Origin of the sequence: uncultured Vagococcus sp., assembly GCF_963518325.1 — a bacterium.
Lineage (GTDB): Bacteria > Bacillota > Bacilli > Lactobacillales > Vagococcaceae > Vagococcus_D.
Window position 1 is genome coordinate 211,454 of sequence record NZ_CAUQJB010000001.1, and the last position, 19,316, is coordinate 230,769.

General features: G+C 38.3%; 21 protein-coding genes. 7 read left to right on the plus strand and 14 right to left on the minus strand.

What is annotated here, in order from left to right:
- The first annotated feature begins 146 nt into the window (after nucleotides 1-146).
- Complete coding sequence (locus tag RWN13_RS01000; protein WP_314059921.1) at nucleotides 147-305, plus strand: hypothetical protein; 159 nt, start codon at nucleotides 147-149, stop codon at nucleotides 303-305.
- 96 nt (nucleotides 306-401) lie between these two features.
- On the opposite strand, the gene cls is transcribed toward RWN13_RS01000, so the two are convergent.
- The 4 genes from cls to RWN13_RS01020 all read right to left on the minus strand — a co-directional run bounded on the left by cls (nucleotide 402) and on the right by RWN13_RS01020 (nucleotide 5,099).
- Nucleotides 402-1,928, minus strand: a complete 1,527-nt coding sequence (gene cls, locus RWN13_RS01005) for a cardiolipin synthase (RefSeq protein ID WP_314059563.1) — start codon at nucleotides 1,926-1,928, stop codon at nucleotides 402-404.
- 228 nt (nucleotides 1,929-2,156) lie between these two features.
- A complete protein-coding gene (locus tag RWN13_RS01010) occupies nucleotides 2,157-3,179 on the minus strand; it encodes a DUF1002 domain-containing protein (protein WP_314059565.1) in 1,023 nt (340 codons plus the stop codon).
- Nucleotides 3,180-3,883: 704 nt separating this feature from the next.
- Nucleotides 3,884-4,216: a metal-sulfur cluster assembly factor gene (locus RWN13_RS01015; protein WP_314059568.1), complete on the minus strand. Its 333-nt coding sequence runs from the start codon at nucleotides 4,214-4,216 to the stop codon at nucleotides 3,884-3,886.
- Nucleotides 4,217-4,346: 130 nt separating this feature from the next.
- The gene (locus RWN13_RS01020; RefSeq protein ID WP_314059569.1) at nucleotides 4,347-5,099 is read right to left on the minus strand and encodes a prolyl oligopeptidase family serine peptidase; all 753 of its coding nucleotides are present in this window, start codon (nucleotides 5,097-5,099) and stop codon (nucleotides 4,347-4,349) included.
- A gap of 147 nt (nucleotides 5,100-5,246) precedes the next feature.
- Here RWN13_RS01020 and RWN13_RS01025 point away from each other — a divergent pair, with 147 nt between their 5' ends.
- The gene (locus RWN13_RS01025) at nucleotides 5,247-5,918 is read left to right on the plus strand and encodes an alpha/beta hydrolase (protein WP_314059570.1); all 672 of its coding nucleotides are present in this window, start codon (nucleotides 5,247-5,249) and stop codon (nucleotides 5,916-5,918) included.
- 27 nt (nucleotides 5,919-5,945) lie between these two features.
- On the opposite strand, the gene lysA is transcribed toward RWN13_RS01025, so the two are convergent.
- Both lysA and RWN13_RS01035 read right to left on the minus strand, forming a co-directional pair.
- On the minus strand, nucleotides 5,946-7,244 hold the full coding sequence (lysA, locus tag RWN13_RS01030; protein WP_314059572.1) for a diaminopimelate decarboxylase: 1,299 nt from the start codon (nucleotides 7,242-7,244) through the stop codon (nucleotides 5,946-5,948).
- Between the two features lie 108 nt (nucleotides 7,245-7,352).
- Nucleotides 7,353-8,267, minus strand: a complete 915-nt coding sequence (locus tag RWN13_RS01035; RefSeq protein ID WP_314059575.1) for a YitT family protein — start codon at nucleotides 8,265-8,267, stop codon at nucleotides 7,353-7,355.
- 311 nt (nucleotides 8,268-8,578) lie between these two features.
- Between RWN13_RS01035 and RWN13_RS01040 the strand changes: the two genes are divergently transcribed.
- Complete coding sequence (locus RWN13_RS01040; RefSeq protein ID WP_314059577.1) at nucleotides 8,579-9,070, plus strand: YajQ family cyclic di-GMP-binding protein; 492 nt, start codon at nucleotides 8,579-8,581, stop codon at nucleotides 9,068-9,070.
- A gap of 519 nt (nucleotides 9,071-9,589) precedes the next feature.
- Nucleotides 9,590-10,132, plus strand: coding sequence for a biotin transporter BioY (locus RWN13_RS01045; RefSeq protein WP_314059910.1), 543 nt, complete (start codon nucleotides 9,590-9,592; stop codon nucleotides 10,130-10,132).
- A 404-nt stretch (nucleotides 10,133-10,536) separates the two neighbouring features.
- Here the strand turns inward: RWN13_RS01045 and RWN13_RS01050 are convergent, their stop codons facing one another.
- The 7 genes from RWN13_RS01050 to RWN13_RS01080 all read right to left on the minus strand — a co-directional run bounded on the left by RWN13_RS01050 (nucleotide 10,537) and on the right by RWN13_RS01080 (nucleotide 15,559).
- Nucleotides 10,537-12,024, minus strand: coding sequence for a TPM domain-containing protein (locus RWN13_RS01050; protein ID WP_314059579.1), 1,488 nt, complete (start codon nucleotides 12,022-12,024; stop codon nucleotides 10,537-10,539).
- Nucleotides 12,025-12,074: 50 nt separating this feature from the next.
- Nucleotides 12,075-12,647 carry a LemA family protein gene (locus RWN13_RS01055; RefSeq protein ID WP_314059582.1) on the minus strand — a complete coding sequence of 191 codons (573 nt, stop codon included), beginning with the start codon at nucleotides 12,645-12,647 and terminating at the stop codon, nucleotides 12,075-12,077.
- A gap of 269 nt (nucleotides 12,648-12,916) precedes the next feature.
- Nucleotides 12,917-13,576 (minus strand): DUF4240 domain-containing protein, encoded by a 660-nt coding sequence (locus tag RWN13_RS01060; RefSeq protein ID WP_314059584.1) that lies wholly within the window; start codon nucleotides 13,574-13,576, stop codon nucleotides 12,917-12,919.
- Nucleotides 13,577-13,719: 143 nt separating this feature from the next.
- A complete protein-coding gene (locus RWN13_RS01065) occupies nucleotides 13,720-14,064 on the minus strand; it encodes an EamA family transporter (RefSeq protein ID WP_314059586.1) in 345 nt (114 codons plus the stop codon).
- On the minus strand, nucleotides 14,064-14,426 hold the full coding sequence (locus RWN13_RS01070) for an EamA family transporter (RefSeq protein WP_314059587.1): 363 nt from the start codon (nucleotides 14,424-14,426) through the stop codon (nucleotides 14,064-14,066). Before RWN13_RS01070 ends, RWN13_RS01065 begins: the two co-directional genes overlap by 1 nt.
- A 595-nt stretch (nucleotides 14,427-15,021) precedes the next feature.
- Nucleotides 15,022-15,240, minus strand: coding sequence for a hypothetical protein (locus tag RWN13_RS01075; RefSeq protein WP_314059588.1), 219 nt, complete (start codon nucleotides 15,238-15,240; stop codon nucleotides 15,022-15,024).
- On the minus strand, nucleotides 15,212-15,559 hold the full coding sequence (locus RWN13_RS01080) for a hypothetical protein (RefSeq protein WP_314059590.1): 348 nt from the start codon (nucleotides 15,557-15,559) through the stop codon (nucleotides 15,212-15,214). The genes RWN13_RS01075 and RWN13_RS01080 overlap by 29 nt, the downstream gene beginning before the upstream one ends.
- A 12-nt stretch (nucleotides 15,560-15,571) precedes the next feature.
- On the opposite strand from RWN13_RS01080, the gene RWN13_RS01085 reads away from it, so the two are divergent.
- Complete coding sequence (locus RWN13_RS01085; RefSeq protein ID WP_314059593.1) at nucleotides 15,572-16,258, plus strand: alpha/beta hydrolase; 687 nt, start codon at nucleotides 15,572-15,574, stop codon at nucleotides 16,256-16,258.
- A gap of 252 nt (nucleotides 16,259-16,510) precedes the next feature.
- Here the strand turns inward: RWN13_RS01085 and RWN13_RS01090 are convergent, their stop codons facing one another.
- Nucleotides 16,511-16,930 carry a hypothetical protein gene (locus RWN13_RS01090; RefSeq protein WP_314059595.1) on the minus strand — a complete coding sequence of 140 codons (420 nt, stop codon included), beginning with the start codon at nucleotides 16,928-16,930 and terminating at the stop codon, nucleotides 16,511-16,513.
- A gap of 421 nt (nucleotides 16,931-17,351) precedes the next feature.
- On the opposite strand from RWN13_RS01090, the gene RWN13_RS01095 reads away from it, so the two are divergent.
- Both RWN13_RS01095 and RWN13_RS01100 read left to right on the plus strand, forming a co-directional pair.
- The gene (locus RWN13_RS01095) at nucleotides 17,352-18,140 is read left to right on the plus strand and encodes an AraC family transcriptional regulator (RefSeq protein ID WP_314059597.1); all 789 of its coding nucleotides are present in this window, start codon (nucleotides 17,352-17,354) and stop codon (nucleotides 18,138-18,140) included.
- A 24-nt stretch (nucleotides 18,141-18,164) separates the two neighbouring features.
- On the plus strand, nucleotides 18,165-19,055 hold the full coding sequence (locus tag RWN13_RS01100) for a DMT family transporter (RefSeq protein ID WP_314059598.1): 891 nt from the start codon (nucleotides 18,165-18,167) through the stop codon (nucleotides 19,053-19,055).
- Nucleotides 19,056-19,316 lie beyond the last annotated feature (261 nt).

Sequence of the window (19,316 nt, forward strand, 5' to 3'; positions counted from 1 at the left end):
CTTGCCCTTATGCTAATCTTAATTATTTTTTCACACTTAATTACTTGCTATTTTTGAACGTTTGCTGTAGTATTAAAGATGGAATTTCGTTATGGGATTGTCTTATAGAAATAGCCTTTCAGTCTAGATAGAGAGGAGAAATTATTATGACTACAATGACATTCGGTAACACAACAATGCAATACCGTATCGCACTTGATACAACGACTCAAATGTTTATGGCATATGACCAAGCAGATGCAGCAAAAGTCGGTTATGGTGTAACTATTGAGCAAGCAGTAGCAGCTTTTAAAAAAAATAGCTAAGGAGATTGAGTGATTACATGGACGATAATTGTTCGAACTCAAAGTAGGCATCACGTGAAACCTCATAGTTCACATGATGCCTTTTTATTTTATCTTCTAAAGAATTGGTGCAAACAATGAACTTAACTGTTCTCTGATTTTCGTCATCAGTGGACGTTGTGCTAGCGTCGCCAGTGTTACCGGTGTCGATACCGTTAAATCCGCTTCAAAATCGGAAACTAAATGAGCCACAGCTTGATCAGCATTGGTTAAAAATAAGGATAGTTCGTGATTCAGACGGAAGCTCCTGACATCAAAATTAGTCGTACCAATAGTTCCATACTGATCATCTACAATCATGATTTTACAATGTAAAAATGAATCCTCTTGATAATGATACACCTCAGCCCCAGCTTCAATCATGGTTTTTATAAAATGGTTGCTACCATTAAAGGAAATCCCTCGATCACCTTTACCTGGCATTAACACCTGAACCTTAATTCCATTTAGGGCCATCCGCCTTAACACAGCTAATGATTCTTCATCTGGCACAAAATAAGGCATGGCAATTCGCACATTTTTTTTTGCTCCACTAATAAAATTCAAAAAACTTTCACGAACGAGGCGCTCTTTGTCATAAGGCCCACCATAAATAATTTGACCACTGTCTTCACCGACTCTCTCCCCTGCAAAATACCGTTCTCGGCCTGCTATTGAAATAAAGGGAGCACTAGCATCTTGTTGGTTACTCATATACATCCAATCATATAAAAAAGATTCCTGTAAATAGTTGACCAGCGGTCCTTCCACTTTCAAATGACTGTCTCGCCAAAAATCAAATCGATCTGAAATACTTAAGTATTCATCCCCTACATTTACACCACCTGTAAAGCCTACCTTACCGTCAATTACTACAGTCTTACGGTGATTACGCCAATTTAAATGACTGGCTGTAAAAATAGTATTGACCGGATCATAGGCTAAAACCTCAATTCCAGCAGCCTCCATCTTTTTAACTGTTTCAAATGAGAACGTTAAGGTTCCTAAACTATCTGCTGCGAAACGAACTTCTACCCCTTGCGTGGCTTTTTCAATTAATAATTGAATAATCTTTTTGCCGATTTCTTCTTCTTTAAAAATAAAGAAAAACATATGAATATGATCCTCTGCTTGAGAAATAGCAGCTAAAATGGCATCATAGGTTGCCCGACCATTCGTTAGAACCTTAAATTGATTGCCTCCCACCACTTCTTGACCACTTAGAACCTGATTATAACGAGCAAACTGTGGAACCTCCTGCTCAATGTTACCAGATGTCGTCGTCATCGCTCTAACCGCCTCTTTAATTTTGACTTGCTCCTTCAGCTGGTTATCAGCCAAACGACGTCTTGCTGGATTACGACCTAAAAAGAGAAAGAGTACAATCCCCACATAAGGTAACAAATGAATCGTTAAGATCCAGGCAATTTTCGAGGTCGTGCCCCGCTTATCAAAAAGTAATAACTCCAAACTAATTAGCAGCCCCAATGCCTCGGATAATACTAGTAAATAGACAAACACTCGGGGCATAAAATAACCCACAATCACCAAACTCACAATTAACAAACCCAAGACCAATTTAATTTGGCTTAACTTATTTTTCATTCTCACGTCTCCTAGTTATAGCTATTAAAACCATTCCCTTTTTTGCTCGTAAAGTCACAATATGTCCCCTCAATCGACAGATTTTCTGACATACGTTCTACTTATTAAACCACAGCATCACTTGTCATTCAACCTATTTAACTTGTCTATATTAATTCCCCTCTATTTTAATATAACAAAAAAATAACAGTAGAGACTATTCTCTACTGTTATTTTCTACTAAAATTTTCAACTAAACAAATTGGAGAAGAAATCTTTGACACTTTGCCACACGCCTGAAAGTCCACTTTTAGCTTTCGCTACATTTTCATCAGACAACAAATTATCTTTGAACTCTTTACCATTTTTAATAATATCGTTTCTAAAGTTAGACAATTGTTCCGACATCTCTGTATTATTGATCCCATTGGTACTCGTAAAGCTAACCATATTATTCACCACTTGAGTGCGTAATTCTGGAGTCATGGCATCCTGTAACCCGTGATTATCAATTTGCGTATCGACTATCGTACTGACTTCTTTTTGCACCTCATCTTTAGACATGCCAGCTAACTTCTCATTGATTTTTTGAAGCTCCAATTGAATATCTGCTAACATCACCAAAATATTTTCTGATGAATACTCTTTATTGTCTTGATTTTGACTATCGATTGCCGATACAACTTGCATTTGTTCCTGGGCAACTTCTCGCTGCTCATCCCGATCTGTTTGTTCAGCCTGATCCGATGCTGGTTCAACTTCGTCGTAAATCTTGTAAATTCCGGCTAAAGCACCACTACCATCCATTGTTCTAACACTAGCAATTCGAATATAAGCGTCAAAAACACCACTTGTAATAGCAGCAGAACGATACATCGCTTCCGTCCTGGCTGTAATAGTCTCAGGTGTGACAATCTCAACCGTCACACCTGACCCCTCCTTAGTCCGCGCAATAAAGGCACTGGAATAAGCCTTCGATTCACTCGTAAACTCCGGCACATCCGTTACATATTTTACCAGATCGTTCCCATCCACAATAAAAACATTGTTTTTCGTAACATCGATCCCTTTTAATTCGCTAACTTTATTCAAATCTTTTGTCAGTAAAGTTTTAGTTGCTTCTTTTTCTGACTCTGTCAAACCATTTCCCAAAGCGATATTTGGAATATCCCATCCTTCATCTTTGGCTTTCCCAGCGGCTAAAGCAGTTGATCCTGTAACTAAACTTGTCATCAGTAGCGCGGCTACCATTAATTGTTTGATTATTTTCATACGATAATTCTCCATTCATGCATCACACATTTTTTTGTTCATCTCATTATATCAAGATATTGCCAAAAGGTCATTTTGTAACTAACGCTTCTACTATTCTTATAGAAAAGTTATAGACTGAGGTATTTAGAGATCAATCAATTATTTAATTATTAGCATACTTTTTTGATTTTTCCGATTGACAAACAACCGCTTTCATTGTATGATTATTGCGAGAAAATATGTTTGTTTTGATGTTTTCTTTTTAAATAACAATCGTAAAAAAAGTGTCTTTATCATTAGGTATCACTTAAATGTTAGTAGCCTAAGGAGGCCTAGACTCTCAAATGTCAATTATTTAAAACAGAGATTTAGTAATTTGAAAAATTTGAGGCATGTTGCAGGTTTTGCTACATTTTTATGTGTCAATTGCCTACGAGTTTATTGCCAATGACTTATGATATAAAGATTTGACTGCTTTTTTATTAAATGTTTAACCATTTGAAAAATTTGAGGCATGTTGCAAGTTTTGCTACATTTGTCGCTTGGATAAACTACGAGTTTGTTTTAAATTATTAATTTTCCTCTGTAGATAATCTTTATCTTTCTTCTTACTTAGTTTGTTTTTGCATACAGATTTCTTTATGCTAGTTGTAAAGTGATCTTCAAAAAAGCAGCTTTCCTAAAAATTTAGGAAAGCTGCTTTAGCATTTAATCAATCTCTCTTAACGTATCCCCAAGGCAATCCGTGCATAACGGCTCATCTTATCCGTTGTCCAAGCTGGGTACCATACTAATTTCACTTCGGAATCCAATACCTCGGGAACTTCTTTTAATGCTTCATGAATATTTTCTGTTAAGACATCGGCTAAGGGGCAGCCCATTGTCGTTAACGTCATTTTGATTGTACAAAAGCCATTACTAGCAAATTCGACTTCGTAAATTAAGCCAAGGTTTACAATATCAATCCCTAACTCAGGGTCAATAACCGTCTCCAAAGCTGTTACAATGCGTTCTTTAATAGCTTCCATTTCTTCTTCAGTCCATTGTTCACTCATCTAAATGCCTCCTTTTTGTCTAATTGATGGTGACTCACGCTTCTAGCATCTCCTAGAAAGAACGCGTCCTCTTCCATATAATACCCGTAAAATTCATCTTTGTAAATGAGAAAGTTTATCAATCTTTCCCTTATAAATTATTTCTAAAAAAGCTAGCTGTCTCTTGAGAAATAGTATAAGGAACTTTATGCCCATCTTCAGTCGTCGAAAAACTTACCTGCTTGGCAAATTCTTCGTCTTGAATCCTTTGATAGAAATCAAAGGTCGGCGCGTATGGGACTGTTTCATCCTTTGTTCCATGCCAAAAGTGAACGGGGCGTCCCGCAATTTTTTCTGGATTTTCAGCGAGAGAAAGTGCTTCTAATTCTTGAAGTTGCTCATTAATATCATCCGGCAATACCATCCCCTGCTTTTCTGCCTCAGCTAATACTTGTTGTGTAAAACCAACAGCGTCTGGCGAACCCATTAAACAATCTCCCACCTTAATTTCAGGATAGGTGGCCAATAACGCGCAGGTCGTAATTCCTCCCATTGATAGACCAGTTACGCCCAAGCGATTGGGATCTGTTAAACCGGCTTTGATGTAATAATCCATCAAAACGGGGTATTCATCGACGCTCTCTTGAATGATTGTCCAAAAATCTAATAAACGCTCATCAGTTAAAGGGATACCGTCATTTCGTGCACCGTGATACAATGCTTCTGGCAATAATGTTCGAAACCCTTTTTTAGCAATTTCAAAGCCATGAACCAAGACACTTTCTTTCACATTGGTCCAGCCGTGATAAAAAACAACAGTTGGCAATTTCTCATCTTTTAAGGCACTATCTACTACTTCTAATAAGGGAATTCCATCAATTACGCGATCATATACTTCTATCATGTCATACCTCCTGAATAGTTAATCATACAAATAATTGTAACACAAGGCTAGCATTCTTTGAACTATTTACGGTTGTCTCATCTGATTCCCCTTGTATAAAGAGAACGTTCGTTCTATAATGAAACTAAATGAAATGAGGGTGATAGAATGAAACAATCCGTTAATCAGATTGAGTTATACTATAAAAAAACGGGCTTCGGTGCGCCGCTGATTTTACTTCACGGCAATGGCGAGGACCACTTAATTTTCAATGAACTGGCCAAAGTTTTAGCGAAGGATTATACCGTTTATGCCATTGATAGCCGTAATCACGGTAAAAGTTCTGGAACGAAAGATTTTTCTTATGAGACCATGAGTGCCGATTTTAGTGATTTTATGGAAGCACTGGCTTTAGAAGGTGTTTCTTTAGTTGGCTTCAGCGACGGCGGCATCATTGGCTTGCTTTTAGGCATCGCACAAAACCCTCGCCTTAAACAGATGGCCGTTCTGGGACCAAACCTCAGTCCAGATGATTTTACCACCGAATCAATGGCCTACGTTCGTCAGGAATTTGCTGATACAGGTAACCCACTCTTTCAATTAATGTTGGAACAGCCAAACATTCCTGTCGAAAAACTAAAGGAAATTCAAATTCCAACTTTGGTAATCGGTGCAGAACATGACATTTATCAACCAGAGTTGTTTCCCTTGATTGCCTCAACCATTCCCAATGCTCAACTGCTGATTATTGAAGGCCATGACCATGGCAGTTATATCATAGATAATGACCTTCTGGGAGAACCATTAAAAACTTTCTTTGCAGATAAAAAAGCTCTCTAACCCCTTTTTCAGGTTAGAAAGCTATTTTTAGTCGACATCCAAACTGATTAAATCGTCATAAGTTTCACGGCGAAGAACCAATTTACTCTCACCATTTTCCACAAAAACAACAGCTGGACGTGGGTTTTTATTGTATACACTAGCCATTGAATATCCGTAGGCACCTGTCGTTACAATCGCCAGAATATCCATTGCTTCAAGGACTGGCAATTGGATATCCGTGATCAGTTTATCACCTGATTCACAGTACTTACCGGTCACCGTCACCACTTCTTCTGAAGGTGCATCCATCCGATTAGCCACGACAGCTGAATATTTCGCGTCGTAAAGTGCCGGGCGAATGTTGTCGCCCATTCCGCCGTCAACGGAAACAAATTTTCGGACATCAGGGACAGATTTCCGAGAACCGACTGTATATAAGGTTGTCCCTGCCTCTGCAACAATCGAACGGCCCGGCTCAATCCAAACTTCCGGTAAAGGATAATCAGCACTTTGAGCACTCTCTTTAACCATTGTGGCAATTTGTTTAACGTACTCTGCTGCTTCAAGGGGAGTATCCTCATCGGCATATTTAACGCCAAAACCGCCTCCTAAATTTAACACTGACGCCACATAGTCAAAACGACTTTGCCAATCCAATAATATGGCCATCATTTTCTCAGTTGCCGCTTCGAAACCTTCTGTGCCAAAAATTTGTGAACCGATATGGCAATGGATTCCAACTAAATCAAATCCCTGATCAGCTAATACTAGTTGCAGAGCTTTTTCCGCTTGACCACTTTTAACATCAAAGCCAAACTTCGAGTCTTCTTGTCCAGTCAATATATAGCTATGAGTATGGGCATCCACACCAGGAGAAACTCTCAATAAGATTTTTTGCTGCTTGCCAGTGTCACTTAAAATGGACTTTAATAAATCGATTTCGTAAAAATTATCGACGACGATTGTCCCAATGCCAACATTGACTGCCATGGCCAGCTCGTCTGCGGTTTTATTATTGCCATGAAACTCAATCATCTCAGGTGAGACGCCTGCTTTAAGAGCTGCGTGGAGTTCCCCTCCCGATACGACATCAAAAGCCAGCCCTTCATTTGCCAGTAATTTATATAAAGCCAGTGAGGTAAACGCTTTGCTTGCGTAGACAACTCGATGTTTCATTTCTAAATCTTCAAAGGTTTTTTTAAACCCCCGTGCTTTTTCCTTAATTAAGGCCACATCATAAACAAAAAGTGGTGTTCCATATTGCTTAGCTAATTCCACTGTGTCACAACCACCAATTTCTAAATGATTGTTTTGCTTGATTTTACTCGTCCCGAATAGTTCCATCTTATCAACTTCCTTACATCGTTTGATTTATAAATCATAGCATAGTTCGATTTATTTGCACACCCTAAAAAACAAGCAAATTGAAAAATTCAACTTGCTTGTAGGTCATTAATTAGGGAGTTGTTCTTTTTGACTCTGTGTAAAGGCCTTTTGCTGATCTTCATTCCAATACATTCCCATCACATTCTGAGTTGGCATAATGTTAATAAATGCATTCGGATCAGTTGTGTAAACAGCCTTCTCAAGTTCAAATAATTCATAGCGGCTAACAACCATAATGATCATCGTGCTCTCTTTATTAGTATACCCGCCACGGGCTGGTAACAAGGTCATGCCCCGAGTAATATTCGCCTTTAATTCATTGATCACCAACTCCGACTGGTGGGAGATAATCATGGCAGTTACTTTTTGGCTTCCTGTATGAATCACATCAATCACTTGCGTCAAACAATAAATTGAAATAATGGTAAAGAGCGCACTCTCCCAATTGTACATCACACCGGCAATTAAAATAATCAACATGTTCATACCAAACATTAAACTGCCGACTGACTTACCTGTAGTTTTGCCGATTACCAACGCAATCACATCCAAACCACCAGTGGTGAAACCAAATTTCAAGCAAAGACCGGCGCCAATTCCCACAAGGACACCACCAACAATTGAATTCATCAAAGCATTATCTGTCACAATAACTTGTGGTACTAACATGGTGATGATTGAAATAGATGAGACCGTTAAAAAACTATAAATCGTCGCTGAACGACCTAATTTTACCCAGCTAATAATAAAAATAGGAATATTCAAAATAAAAATTAATAAGCCCGTATCCACTTGAATGCCTATATACATCTCAAATGCGCCTGAAACCAATTGGGAGATTCCATTCATTCCCGCTGAGAAGACATTGGCAGGAATTAAAAACATATTTAAAGAAATCGCTGACAGCACCCCTGTCAAAAGAATCACTGCAATTTTCGTTATTAACTCATTTTCCATTAACCATGAATAGCCTCGCCTCATGTCATACCCCCTCAAATATATCCTAGCTAAGAATATCAGGTTGTTGAGGGGATTAACAGTCTTTTGAATCATTTTCCTGAAAATTCTTTTGCTTTTTAGACGAGACCTTGTTATTCCTGAATTTCTTGAAAGAAGCCTGATGCAATTTCACATTAAACTCTCATTTTTGTTTACAGTCTTTCCTTTATAGTTTTATCATTTCATGATACTATTGATTAAAAGAACGCTGTCAACCGACATCAAGCTTTAAAGCAATCTCTTCTTACCAATGAAAAGAGTGATTGACTTATAACGACAAGGAGGAATTTTATTTGGCAAAAGAAGCAAGTTTTGATATTGTCTCTGAAATTAACATTGAGGACGTAAAAAACGGCATGGCCGTCGCCCTTAAAGAAATTAAAAATCGCTTTGATTTTAAGGGGTCTATTGCAGACATCAAGTTAGAAAAAGAAAAATTATTGATCGTGGCGGAAGATGACTATAAAGTAGAACAAGTAAAAGATGTCCTTTTTTCAAAACTGGTTAAACACGGTGTCCCCATTAAAAACATTCAATTTACTAAAAGCGAAAAGGCCCTTGGTGGCAATGCCCGCCAATATGGTGAACTTGTTAGTGGTATCGACCGTGATAACACGAAAAAAATCACCACGGCGATTAAAAATTCTAATTTAAAAGTAAAAGCAACGATTCAAGACGACAAAGTTCGTGTCTCAGGTAAAAGTCGTGATGACTTACAAGCTGTTATGGCTTTGTTAAAAGACGTCCAACTACCAATTGAGTTACAATATACCAATTACCGTTAATCAGAAAAGCTTCGCGAATCGCTGCCGTTGTTCTTATTGTTTTAGCAATTAGAGACAAAGGACAACGAAGTCAGCCTTGAAAGAAAAGAGGAAAATATTTAAATGATGCTGCTACGCTTCGCTTCGATGTCCGCTATCGCTAAATGCTCTTCGATGCCCCTTATTTCTAAGCCAATAAATTGGCAAGAATAATGGCTAAAGCATTAAGCATAGAGGCTTTCCGAACCTTCAATTCTTAGTGCTTTAGCACTTAGAAATTGATGAGATCGAAGCGGAGAGCCTAAACTCTTGCAGGTTTGCTTGCTTAGAAGTTTAGGACAACGAAATTTATGTAGTGGTTGATGAGCTAAGCTAGACACCGACTACGATATAGAGAAAGTCATATACTTCCCTATAAAATGGACATTAAAAGAAGATCATTAGGAAATTTTCTAATGGTCTTCTTTTTTCTTGCAATCAGTCACAAAGAATGTTAACCTATATAAAAATGAGGTTAACAATAGAAAGTGAGTGGTTAACATTCGAAACAAACAGTTAAAACAATTAATTATCAATGCACAATTTGCGGTGGTCATCGGCATTATTGCCCAGTTCACCATTCCTCTAGGGATTGTCCCTCTTACTGGCCAAACCTTCGCCATTGGGATTGTAGCAACGATTTTATCGCCGATTAACAGTACCATCGCTGTTTTAGTTTACTTATTAATGGGAATTATCGGTTTGCCTGTTTTTGCTGGCTTTAGCTCTGGTATCAGCATTTTATTTGGCCCTACTGGCGGTTATTTAGTTGGTTTTATTTTTAATACCCTAGTCACTGGTTTTATTCTGCAAAAAACACGTTACACCCCTTTTTGGGCAATACTTGCTAATAGCGTAGGCGCACTGGTAACCTTATTCTTTGGTACTATGTGGTTAAAAATTGCCGCGGATATGACATGGACCGTGGCGATTAACAGTGGCTTTACAGCCTTCATTATCCCCGGCATCATTAAAGCCGTGGCAGCAGCCTTTGTGGGACTATTCGTTCGTAATGCTCTTATAAAGGCGCGTATAGTGGCTTAAACAGCAACAGGGTGGGACTCGGTCCCACCCGTTAATGTTTTCAAGAAGTTTGTGCGATAGCGCTCCAAACCTTTACTTGCTTTACTGTCAGGCACTACGTGTTTCGCCTTACCTCACTCTCATTAATTTCTATAGACTACCTTTGTTCTATCGTTTTGAATGCATAGAGACAAGGGACAACGTTGTGTCTCCCGAGAGAATTGAAGGTCTACACATTGAAATTTATTCTTATTGCGTTACTTTGTTGTTCCTCATCTCTAGCGAATAACGGCCGCCTTTAGAAACAGAGAATAGGGGCATCAAAATCGGAACGAATTAACACTTCATAACTTCTTTGATACTCAGAGCTTGTGTTTATCTGCGACGAGTCGTCCTGCGAGGAAACAAAACAACGTTTCTTCTCATTACCAGCCACCTGAGAAGCCTCCGCCTCCGCTGGATCCTCCACCAAACGACGCCCCACCGCCACTGGAACTGCTACTAGAGTAACTTGACCAAACCATGGCCTGTTGCATGTAATAACTACCAATCATCATTTGATCTAAATCAGAGATAGCTTGACGGCGATAGCTGGATTCGATACTACGACGCTTTTTCTTCGCTTTTTCATACATCTTTGCCATTGTGACTTGGCTTAAAAGATCTTTGTCAACCGCATCCTCTTCAGCTAAATTACGACCTTCTAGTAAAAAATAGGTCATTAAAGCAATCATCAACCGTTCATCCACTCCATCTTTAAAGGAAATCCTAATCCCCTGTAAATAGGCAGTGACAGCCTCTTTAACGATCCCTTTATTACGTTTCGTAATAGCTAATGAACGCTTGTGTTTCGCCGTTAATTCAACTATATAAGGTTCAATTAACTGATGACCTTCATTCGTTAATAAAGGATTTTTTTGCAATGGGTCTGCGGTAAAAAGCTGATTGCCATATCTCTTGACTAGTTGGTGAATATGAGCGTTCTCCAGATAGACGTCCACGTCGTAATGAGCCACTTTTTGATGACTAGACCAGTAGCCAATAATCCCGTCTTCTATCAAATATGTAGCCAATATATTTTTCAAATAGTCATCATCTTTTGACAATTGACGACTATTTGATCTGCGAATTAATTTTGTTGCCCCATATTTAGAGAGCTGGTAATCTTTAATCCCCTTCTCGCCAGTGATCGTGCTTAAGCCTGATCCAGCTGTTGGTCGACGATAAACCCGTACGTTCAACTTGGGACTGATAAACCGCTCGAAACGATGTTGAATGGCTTTCTTACGCAACAGATAGACTATCATTGCGAAGATAATCACAAGACCTAAGCTGGCAAAACCGAGTAAAACTACTTTTAGCACTTGTTGATTCTTAATTTTCTGGTTCTCTATAGCTGCTACTGAAGCTCCGTAGTTACCGTAACGCTCTTTGACTAGTTGTTCAATGTTTCGAGTAACTCCCATAACTGCTTGGCGATAATTTTCCTGATCAAGAAAGTCCTTGACCTTGTCTGTGATAACCTCTTCTTTCATACTGTCTGTAATTACTGCCTCGACACCATATCCCGTTTCTAAGCGAAACTCACGATCGTCAAGGGAAATCACAAACAGAAACCCATTATCCAAGTCTTGATTCCCCACACCTAATTCTTGAAATTTTGTTGCGGCATACTGTTCTATACTATCGCCATTTAATTTCTTAAGGGTAACAACTGCATACTGGGGTTGCCCCTCCAATTGTTTAAACGTTGATTCATTTAAATCATGTATGTAACGCTTGTCATCTTCTGTCAGAATCCCCGCTTTATCTTCCACAAAGATTGTTTCTTCTCCATAAACAGTGGGGCCAATTACCAGTGATAAACCAAACAAGACAACAAGCAATTGTAAATATCTAGTTAACTTTTTCATTGTCCTCATCTCCTCGTCCTTGCTACAAAACCTTAAATTAGCTGTAGTCATTAATTTTCCAAATCAACAACTGGTGCGCTTTCCGCCTCTTTATCAGCTTCAAAAAAGACTTTCTGATCAAAGCCTGCCATCTTGGCAAAAATTGATTTAGGGAATTTTTTTATGGTAACGTTATATTCCTTAACTGCTGTGTTGTAACGATCACGTTCCACAGAAATACGATTTTCAGAGCCCTCTAATTGTGTCATTAAGGTTTTAACATTTTCATTTGATTTTAGTTCAGGATAGTTTTCCATGACAACTAAGAGTTGAGATAAAGCACCTTCCATCGCTGTATTAGCAGTTGAAACATCTTTAACTGATTTAGCCCCAGCCATTTTTGTTCGTGCCTCGGTAATGGAGGTTAGCACTTTTTCTTCATGTGCCATACTTCCTTTTACTGCATTCACTAAGTTAGGAACCAAATCGTAACGACGCTGTAACTTAGACTCTACATTTGCCCATTGACTTTCAACCTCTGCCTCTTTACTGATAATGCCGTTGTACGACACCACACTGGCAACGATCAAAGCAATAACAACTAACACTACGACAAGTAACCCTGTTGTTTTTTTCGCTTTCATTTTCCATTTCCTCCTTTTTAACTTATGAGTCCGGTGGCCACTATCGGTAAGTGCTCAAGTACTAACCATAGGGACTCTTCTTTAATTCTAAGATTTAACTGTAACAAATATATCTAAATATTTCTTTTTCATTACAATTAGTTTTCTTATTGTGACAAGTATACCTCTAGATCAAAATAAAAAAACCAGACCAAAGTCTGATTTTTTACATGATTATTTCATATTTATGTGAAATTGTTCCATTGTTTCTCATTTAACAGTGGATTTTGCTAAAAATCATTGCTAAAAAAGTCTTCACTATGAGTAGATAGCTCCCATTTACTTGCTTTTTTATCCAGATATTTCCAATACTTAGCAAATAGTTTAGGCAACTCTGGTTTAAAGTATTTAACAGTATGCTCATCCCACTCAGTATCCATATTACGGTCATAGGTGATTTGATGGTACAGCACATTTTGCTCGACTTGGGACAGAGAATATTCTTCCAAATAATTAAAGTAGGCATCTTCTGCGTCTATTTGGCTGTTATGACGAGATATTTTAGCCATTAAGACATCCTGCCCCACATACATCACTTCTTCAAATCTTGCTACATAGTGTTCTGGCTGTGACACTACCAAATCAGCCAAATTGTCCACATGTTCCAACATTTCAAAATAATACTCTTCTCCCATAGAAATTAGCCACGCACGAAACGTATCAAAATGATCATCACTACATTCACCCTTGTTTAAAATAAATGCCCCTGCCCATAATTTCTCCTTATTGGCTAACTCCATATAAGCATCAAAATAATTTTCCCAAAGAGCCACATCTTCCATTGGCAGCATCTCCAACTGGAAGGCAAGCTCCTCCAAATAAGACGCCATCGTATGATGATAAGTTTCTATTGTCGTTCTAATAATTGCCCAAAACTTTTCTTGATTCATCTCTTTGCCCTCCACTCCTTCACTATCCCTTAACTAAGTAGGCTATTACGTCTCACGATCAAGAGAACGAATTTCCTGATAGCCATACTTTTCATACACATTCCTTTACCCCCGACTAACGTCATTAGAACATAACCGTTAACTTATTGACTTAACACAAAGACGCCAATAATGATTAGCGTAATGGCTATTAGTTTATTACGAGTCAACTGTTCCCGAAAAACAAAAACCGAAATCATGGCAGTCCAAACATAAGATAAAGACGTCATTGGAAAAACAACAGAGTATTCAAAGGCGTCTAATAGAATAATATTTGTTACCGCACTCAACATGTAGAAAAAAAGTCCCAAATAGGCCGCCCCTGACCGTAAAACATTGGCAACACTTAATTCCGACATCTGATTCATCGCTTTCTTTAGATAAAGGGCGCCGATACTCCCTGTCAGAGTCGTTGTAAGCAATAAGAAAAAACCAATGAACCAATTCATTAGCCCTCCCCTTTCTTTCCTTCAGTATTAAGCAACGCCGCTCCAACAATAATTAAGATCGTCCCGATAAGTTTATTCAACGTGATGGTTTCTGCAAAAAAAAGAGAACCAAAGACCATCGTTAAAGCAAACCCAACACTCATCATAGGCTGTAAAATTGAAACCTCACCAAATCGGAAAGAAATCATCATAAAAACCATCGCTGCTACGGAAATGACTAAGCCTAAAAGCACTATCAAAATACCCTTTAAACTCTGCATATCGCCGATTTTCCAAAATACCTGACTTAAACTATTTAAAGTGGCTGCCATACAAATTAACAGGATAGCCGTTGTCCAATTTTTCTTTTTTGATTCTGCCATGTCACTCTCTCCATTCTTTCATGCCTTCTCTATTAATAGTAACACAAGACTGGTTTATCTGTATAGAAACCTCAGATATTATTGAGAGATGTTATCAACTGTATGACGCACTTGGTCAACCATTATAACACTTAAATTAGATGTTTACTCAAGTCATTGAAGCAATTGCCCTAGTACCAAACTTTTATCACAAGGAAATTCAGCGAAAAAAAACTCAACTGAGGTTACTGACATTAGCGGGATTTTGGCTGTAGATCCTTCTAATGGCCATAACTTGCATCTGACTTAATACTTGTAGGAAGAATTGATAATATGAAGATTTACTGTGATATGTCCATGAAGGTTAGGAAAGTTTTTAAAATCACAAGGTTAAAACCAAAGGAAAACGACCTTTAAACGTCTTCAAAGACAGATGTTGCACCCACGGCAAAAACAAAATAAAAAGGGCTATTTATAAAAATAGTCAGCCCAGTTATTTCCCAGGTTCCCTTCTAATAAAAAATCAACACCTTACTAAACGCTTGATTCAGTTAAATCTCTATACGCCTTCGTAAAAAGAGTTCAACGAAGTAAACATGCTTCACTGAACTCTTTTTTATTCCAATTTCTCAATCACGTCACGGGTTAAATCGCTGGCCTTCATCATTTGCTCAATCAGTACGCCTATTTCTTTTAAATTCCTGACCATTTGCAGTTTGCCTTGTTCTATTCTTTCTTCTCTACTTTTCTCTAAACCCAACTTCATTCCACGTCTCTCACTTGTAAGTAAGATCCACTTTTGGGTTTCATGGGCTTTCTCTGCTAAAATGACCATTTCCAATTCCCTTCCGGTGTCCATTATTCTTGAGCGATAAATCGCCAAGGGTAGGGGCCACTTTCGTCAAGTTTTGGCGACGAACTTGTTCGCAGTCGTCTTTAATGTTATCTGGGGCATCTAGTCCGACCTTTCCTTTTACGAAAAAGTCAATCCAATGATTAACATTTGATGCCATCTTCGTCTTCTTAACTAACTCAAAAAACGTAATAATCAGTATCTCTGCTCCCTTTTCGTCTAAAAATTTACGCTTGCCTCGTTTACTACGAAGGACAAAATGATCTAAGGGAAACTCATCGTCAAACAGCATGAAATTCAAAATAGTGATTCTTTGTATGGATTCCAGCGAATCGTATTTTGTTTGCTTAGTCGGTCGGTTCCTTTGATTGACTTTGCCATACATGGCCCGATAGCGCTCGACAGTATATTAAAAGAACGAGAAGCTTCCCAGCTTAAGATTGGTGAAAAGTATTGGAATCAAGGTGAAGTGGTTCAAATCCAGTCCTTTGATGGATTGCAGTTAAACGGACGACTTATTATAGGCAAACCAACAGCTAAATGGGTCCTGTGTTTTCACGGCTACCGCACAAGTGGTAAAGTCGATAATGGCTTCATCAGCAGCCATTTAATCAGCCAAGGGTATAATTGTTTAATTGTGGACCAACGCGCTCACGGTGATAGTCAGGGCCGCTACTTAACCATGGGCTGGCTGGAACGACTGGATGTCCTAAGTTGGACCGATTTTTTAATCAAGACACAGACTCCAAAAGAAATTATCTGGTTTGGAGACTCAATGGGGGCAGCTACTGTTTTAATGGCCAGTGGCGAATCTGTTCCACCAGTTGTACATGGCAAAATAGCTGATTGTGGTTATACATCTATTCCTGATCTGTTCCACTACTTATTGAGCTCTGCTTTTAAGGTACCTTCATGGGTGCCGATCTTGCCTTTTTTTAATCTTATCGTCAAAAAAAATTGGGATTTAGCATTTACGATGCATCAGCTTATGAGCAGCTAAAAAAGAATCACTTACCGGTGCTTTTTATCCACGGTGATGCCGATACCTTTGTTCCTCTTTCAATGTCAGAAAAAAATATGACCGTCACTGAAGACAAGGAATTAGTGGTGGTGAAAGATGCCCCACACTTTTCTTCAATCCTCTTTGATCCAAAGTTATACTTTCACTCAATCGATGCCTTTTTACGAAGGGTTACTAGCTCCCAGTGAGATTTGATACTAAAACAAAAAAGACTCTAGTCAGAGTCTTTTTTTATGTTTTTTTCTCAAATTTACTGTGACAGCTTGGACAAGTAATCATGATTTTGCCACGGTTCCGTGGCACTCTAATATGTTGCTTGCAGTTACTGCAACTAAAATAACGATAGTCTTTACGATACTTAAACTGATTGAACCTAAGCACAAATGGCTTTTTAACTCTCGTCCACCAAGCCAAATATTTTTGATTTTCATTACTGCGAACGTATATCTTTTTCGACAACAATCGGTAATAAGCGATCACCATTCCGATTAAGACCACTGTACTGATGATCGAGCTTCGCACAAAAAGGTTGACGATTATTAAGGCAAACGCTGCATATAACAGGTGCTTACTCAATATATCAAAGCGACCATAGCGCCCCCTCATAAACTGCATTAACTTTAACTGCCACTTTTGTTGGCTCTTTCCCATAAAATCCCCTACTTTTCATCTATTACTTCAATTGTAACGGTCTTTTGACCAAGAATCAAACAACAAATTAGGAATAATCTATGACTTTTTCATGGCTTATTATAACTCTTTAAGAACAACTCGCTCAAGCTAGACACCACTTACCTCAAATAGATCAAAATACGCTTAGCTAACGCAGTTAGACCTTCCCAAAACAACCTCAACCACAAGCAAGTGTCGCTTGGCCATTCCAGATAATTAAATGTGTGATTAACTAGAGGACTAAATGAGCCTTAGCTCACTTATTTTGAAAAAAAATGTCACTTTTTTGCTATACTTATAATAGAATTTAATTCAATTAAGAAAATTGTCAATATTTTACAATTAATCGTCTGTTTTTTATGGTATTCTATTAAAATCAACAGCTTAAAGGAGGAAACAAATGCTAGAAGAGCGACATTTATACATGGACCGTGATTTAGGAATAGAATATTGCACCTTTATTAACTTGCCTCAATCATTTCCTAGCCACTGTCATGATTACTATGTGATTGGCCTGATTATCAAAGGGTACAGACAATTAACTTGTCGGCAAGAGGTCTCAGAACTAGCTCCCGGGGATTTATTTGTTCTAAACCCTTACGACCCACATGCTTGTGCTCAAATCGGGACCATCCCACTGGATTATCAATGTTTGCATGTTTCCCCCAAAAAAATGAAGGAATTAACTGGAATAGAGATCATTTTTAACGACAATGTGATTCGCTCACGCACTGCCAAAAAGAGGATAAAAGCCTTGTTTCAAGGAATTTTAGCAGAAGAAAACAAAGCGACAAAAGAGGACTTATTCTATATACTCCTGAGTACTTTCCCCACTCGGGTAGATCAGCCTGAATCCCCTTTATCGATTGTTCAACAAAAAACCATCAATCAGGTAGTGACATATATGACTAACCATTGTCAAAATAAATTAACCTTGGATCAATTAGCCCATATTAGTGAACTAAATAAGTTTACCCTTATTCGTCTTTTTCTTAAGGGTACCGGCTTAACTCCCTACCAATACCTTGAAACCATCCGAATTACCAAAGCAAAAGATTTGTTAAGAAAACAAACAAACTTGTTAGACATTAGTTTTAACTTAGGCTATAACGACCAAAGTCATTTTTCTAATGCCTTTAAAAAATTAACTGGCCTCACACCTAAACGTTATCAGAAGACTTATACATAAGATTATCGATTGGAGACACTACAAATGAAAGAAACCAACCACATTAACAAACATACTAGCCTAGGCCATATGGCTGCCTTAATTACGATTTTTCTCTGGGGAACCACCTTTATCTCAACAAAATTTCTGTTAGCTTATATCAGCCCATTAGAAATACTGGTTTTCCGGTTTGTCCTTGGCTGGCTGGTTTTGCTCGTCATCGCACCAAAATTACTAAAAACCACCAATTGGCGTGAAGAATTACTCTTTGTAGGAGCCGGGTTAACTGGGGTCACCCTTTATTTCTTATTGGAAAATATCGCCTTAACGTATACCCTGGCTTCTAATGTCGGTGTAATTGTGGCTATTACGCCCTTCTTTACCGCTCTTTTAGCCTCCTTATTTTTAAAGGAAGAAACACTTCGATTGAGTTATTTCATTGGTTTTTTGATTTCATTGATGGGGATTTGTGTGTTAAGTTTCAGTGGCGGTGAGATTAGCTTTAGTTCCATTGGGGATGTATTGGCCGTTTTAGCTTCTATTTGCTGGGGCTTTTATTCCATCTTAACGAAAAAAATCAGTAACTTGGGGTATTCCAATATATTAACCACTCGTCGAATTTTCTCATACGGCATTCTGTTTATGCTAGTGGCCATGCCCTTTCTGGGATTTAAGCCCCAGCTCGCTCATTATACGCAAACGGTAGTCTGGGCTAACTTACTTTTTCTCGGGATTGGTGCTTCAGCTTTTTGTTTTATTTCATGGAATTATGCCGTCAAAGTGATTGGCGCCGTTAAAACCAGTGTTTACATCTACTTAGTACCCGTTGTTACCGTGACATTTTCTGTCTTAATTTTACATGAACCATTGACTTTGCCAATGGTCATTGGAATCGGCTTAGCAATTGTTGGCCTCCTTGTTTCTGAACGAAAATAAACAAGCTGGGACATAAAGTCCTTTTGTTTCCTCGTTAGACAACTCACAGATAAACAAATGTTCCGAGCACTATGCAAGCTTCGATACCTTAATGCTCTCCCTTTGACACCAAAAGCTAAAATAAACGTCATTCTTTTTCCTCTTTTCATTTTTATTTGAAGGACTTTCATTACAACGTTTAGATTCTAATTTCCTATACACAGACTCGCAGTCCTTGAGGCTATTATCCCTGCTTCCTTTCATCTTCGCTGTACTCTATTA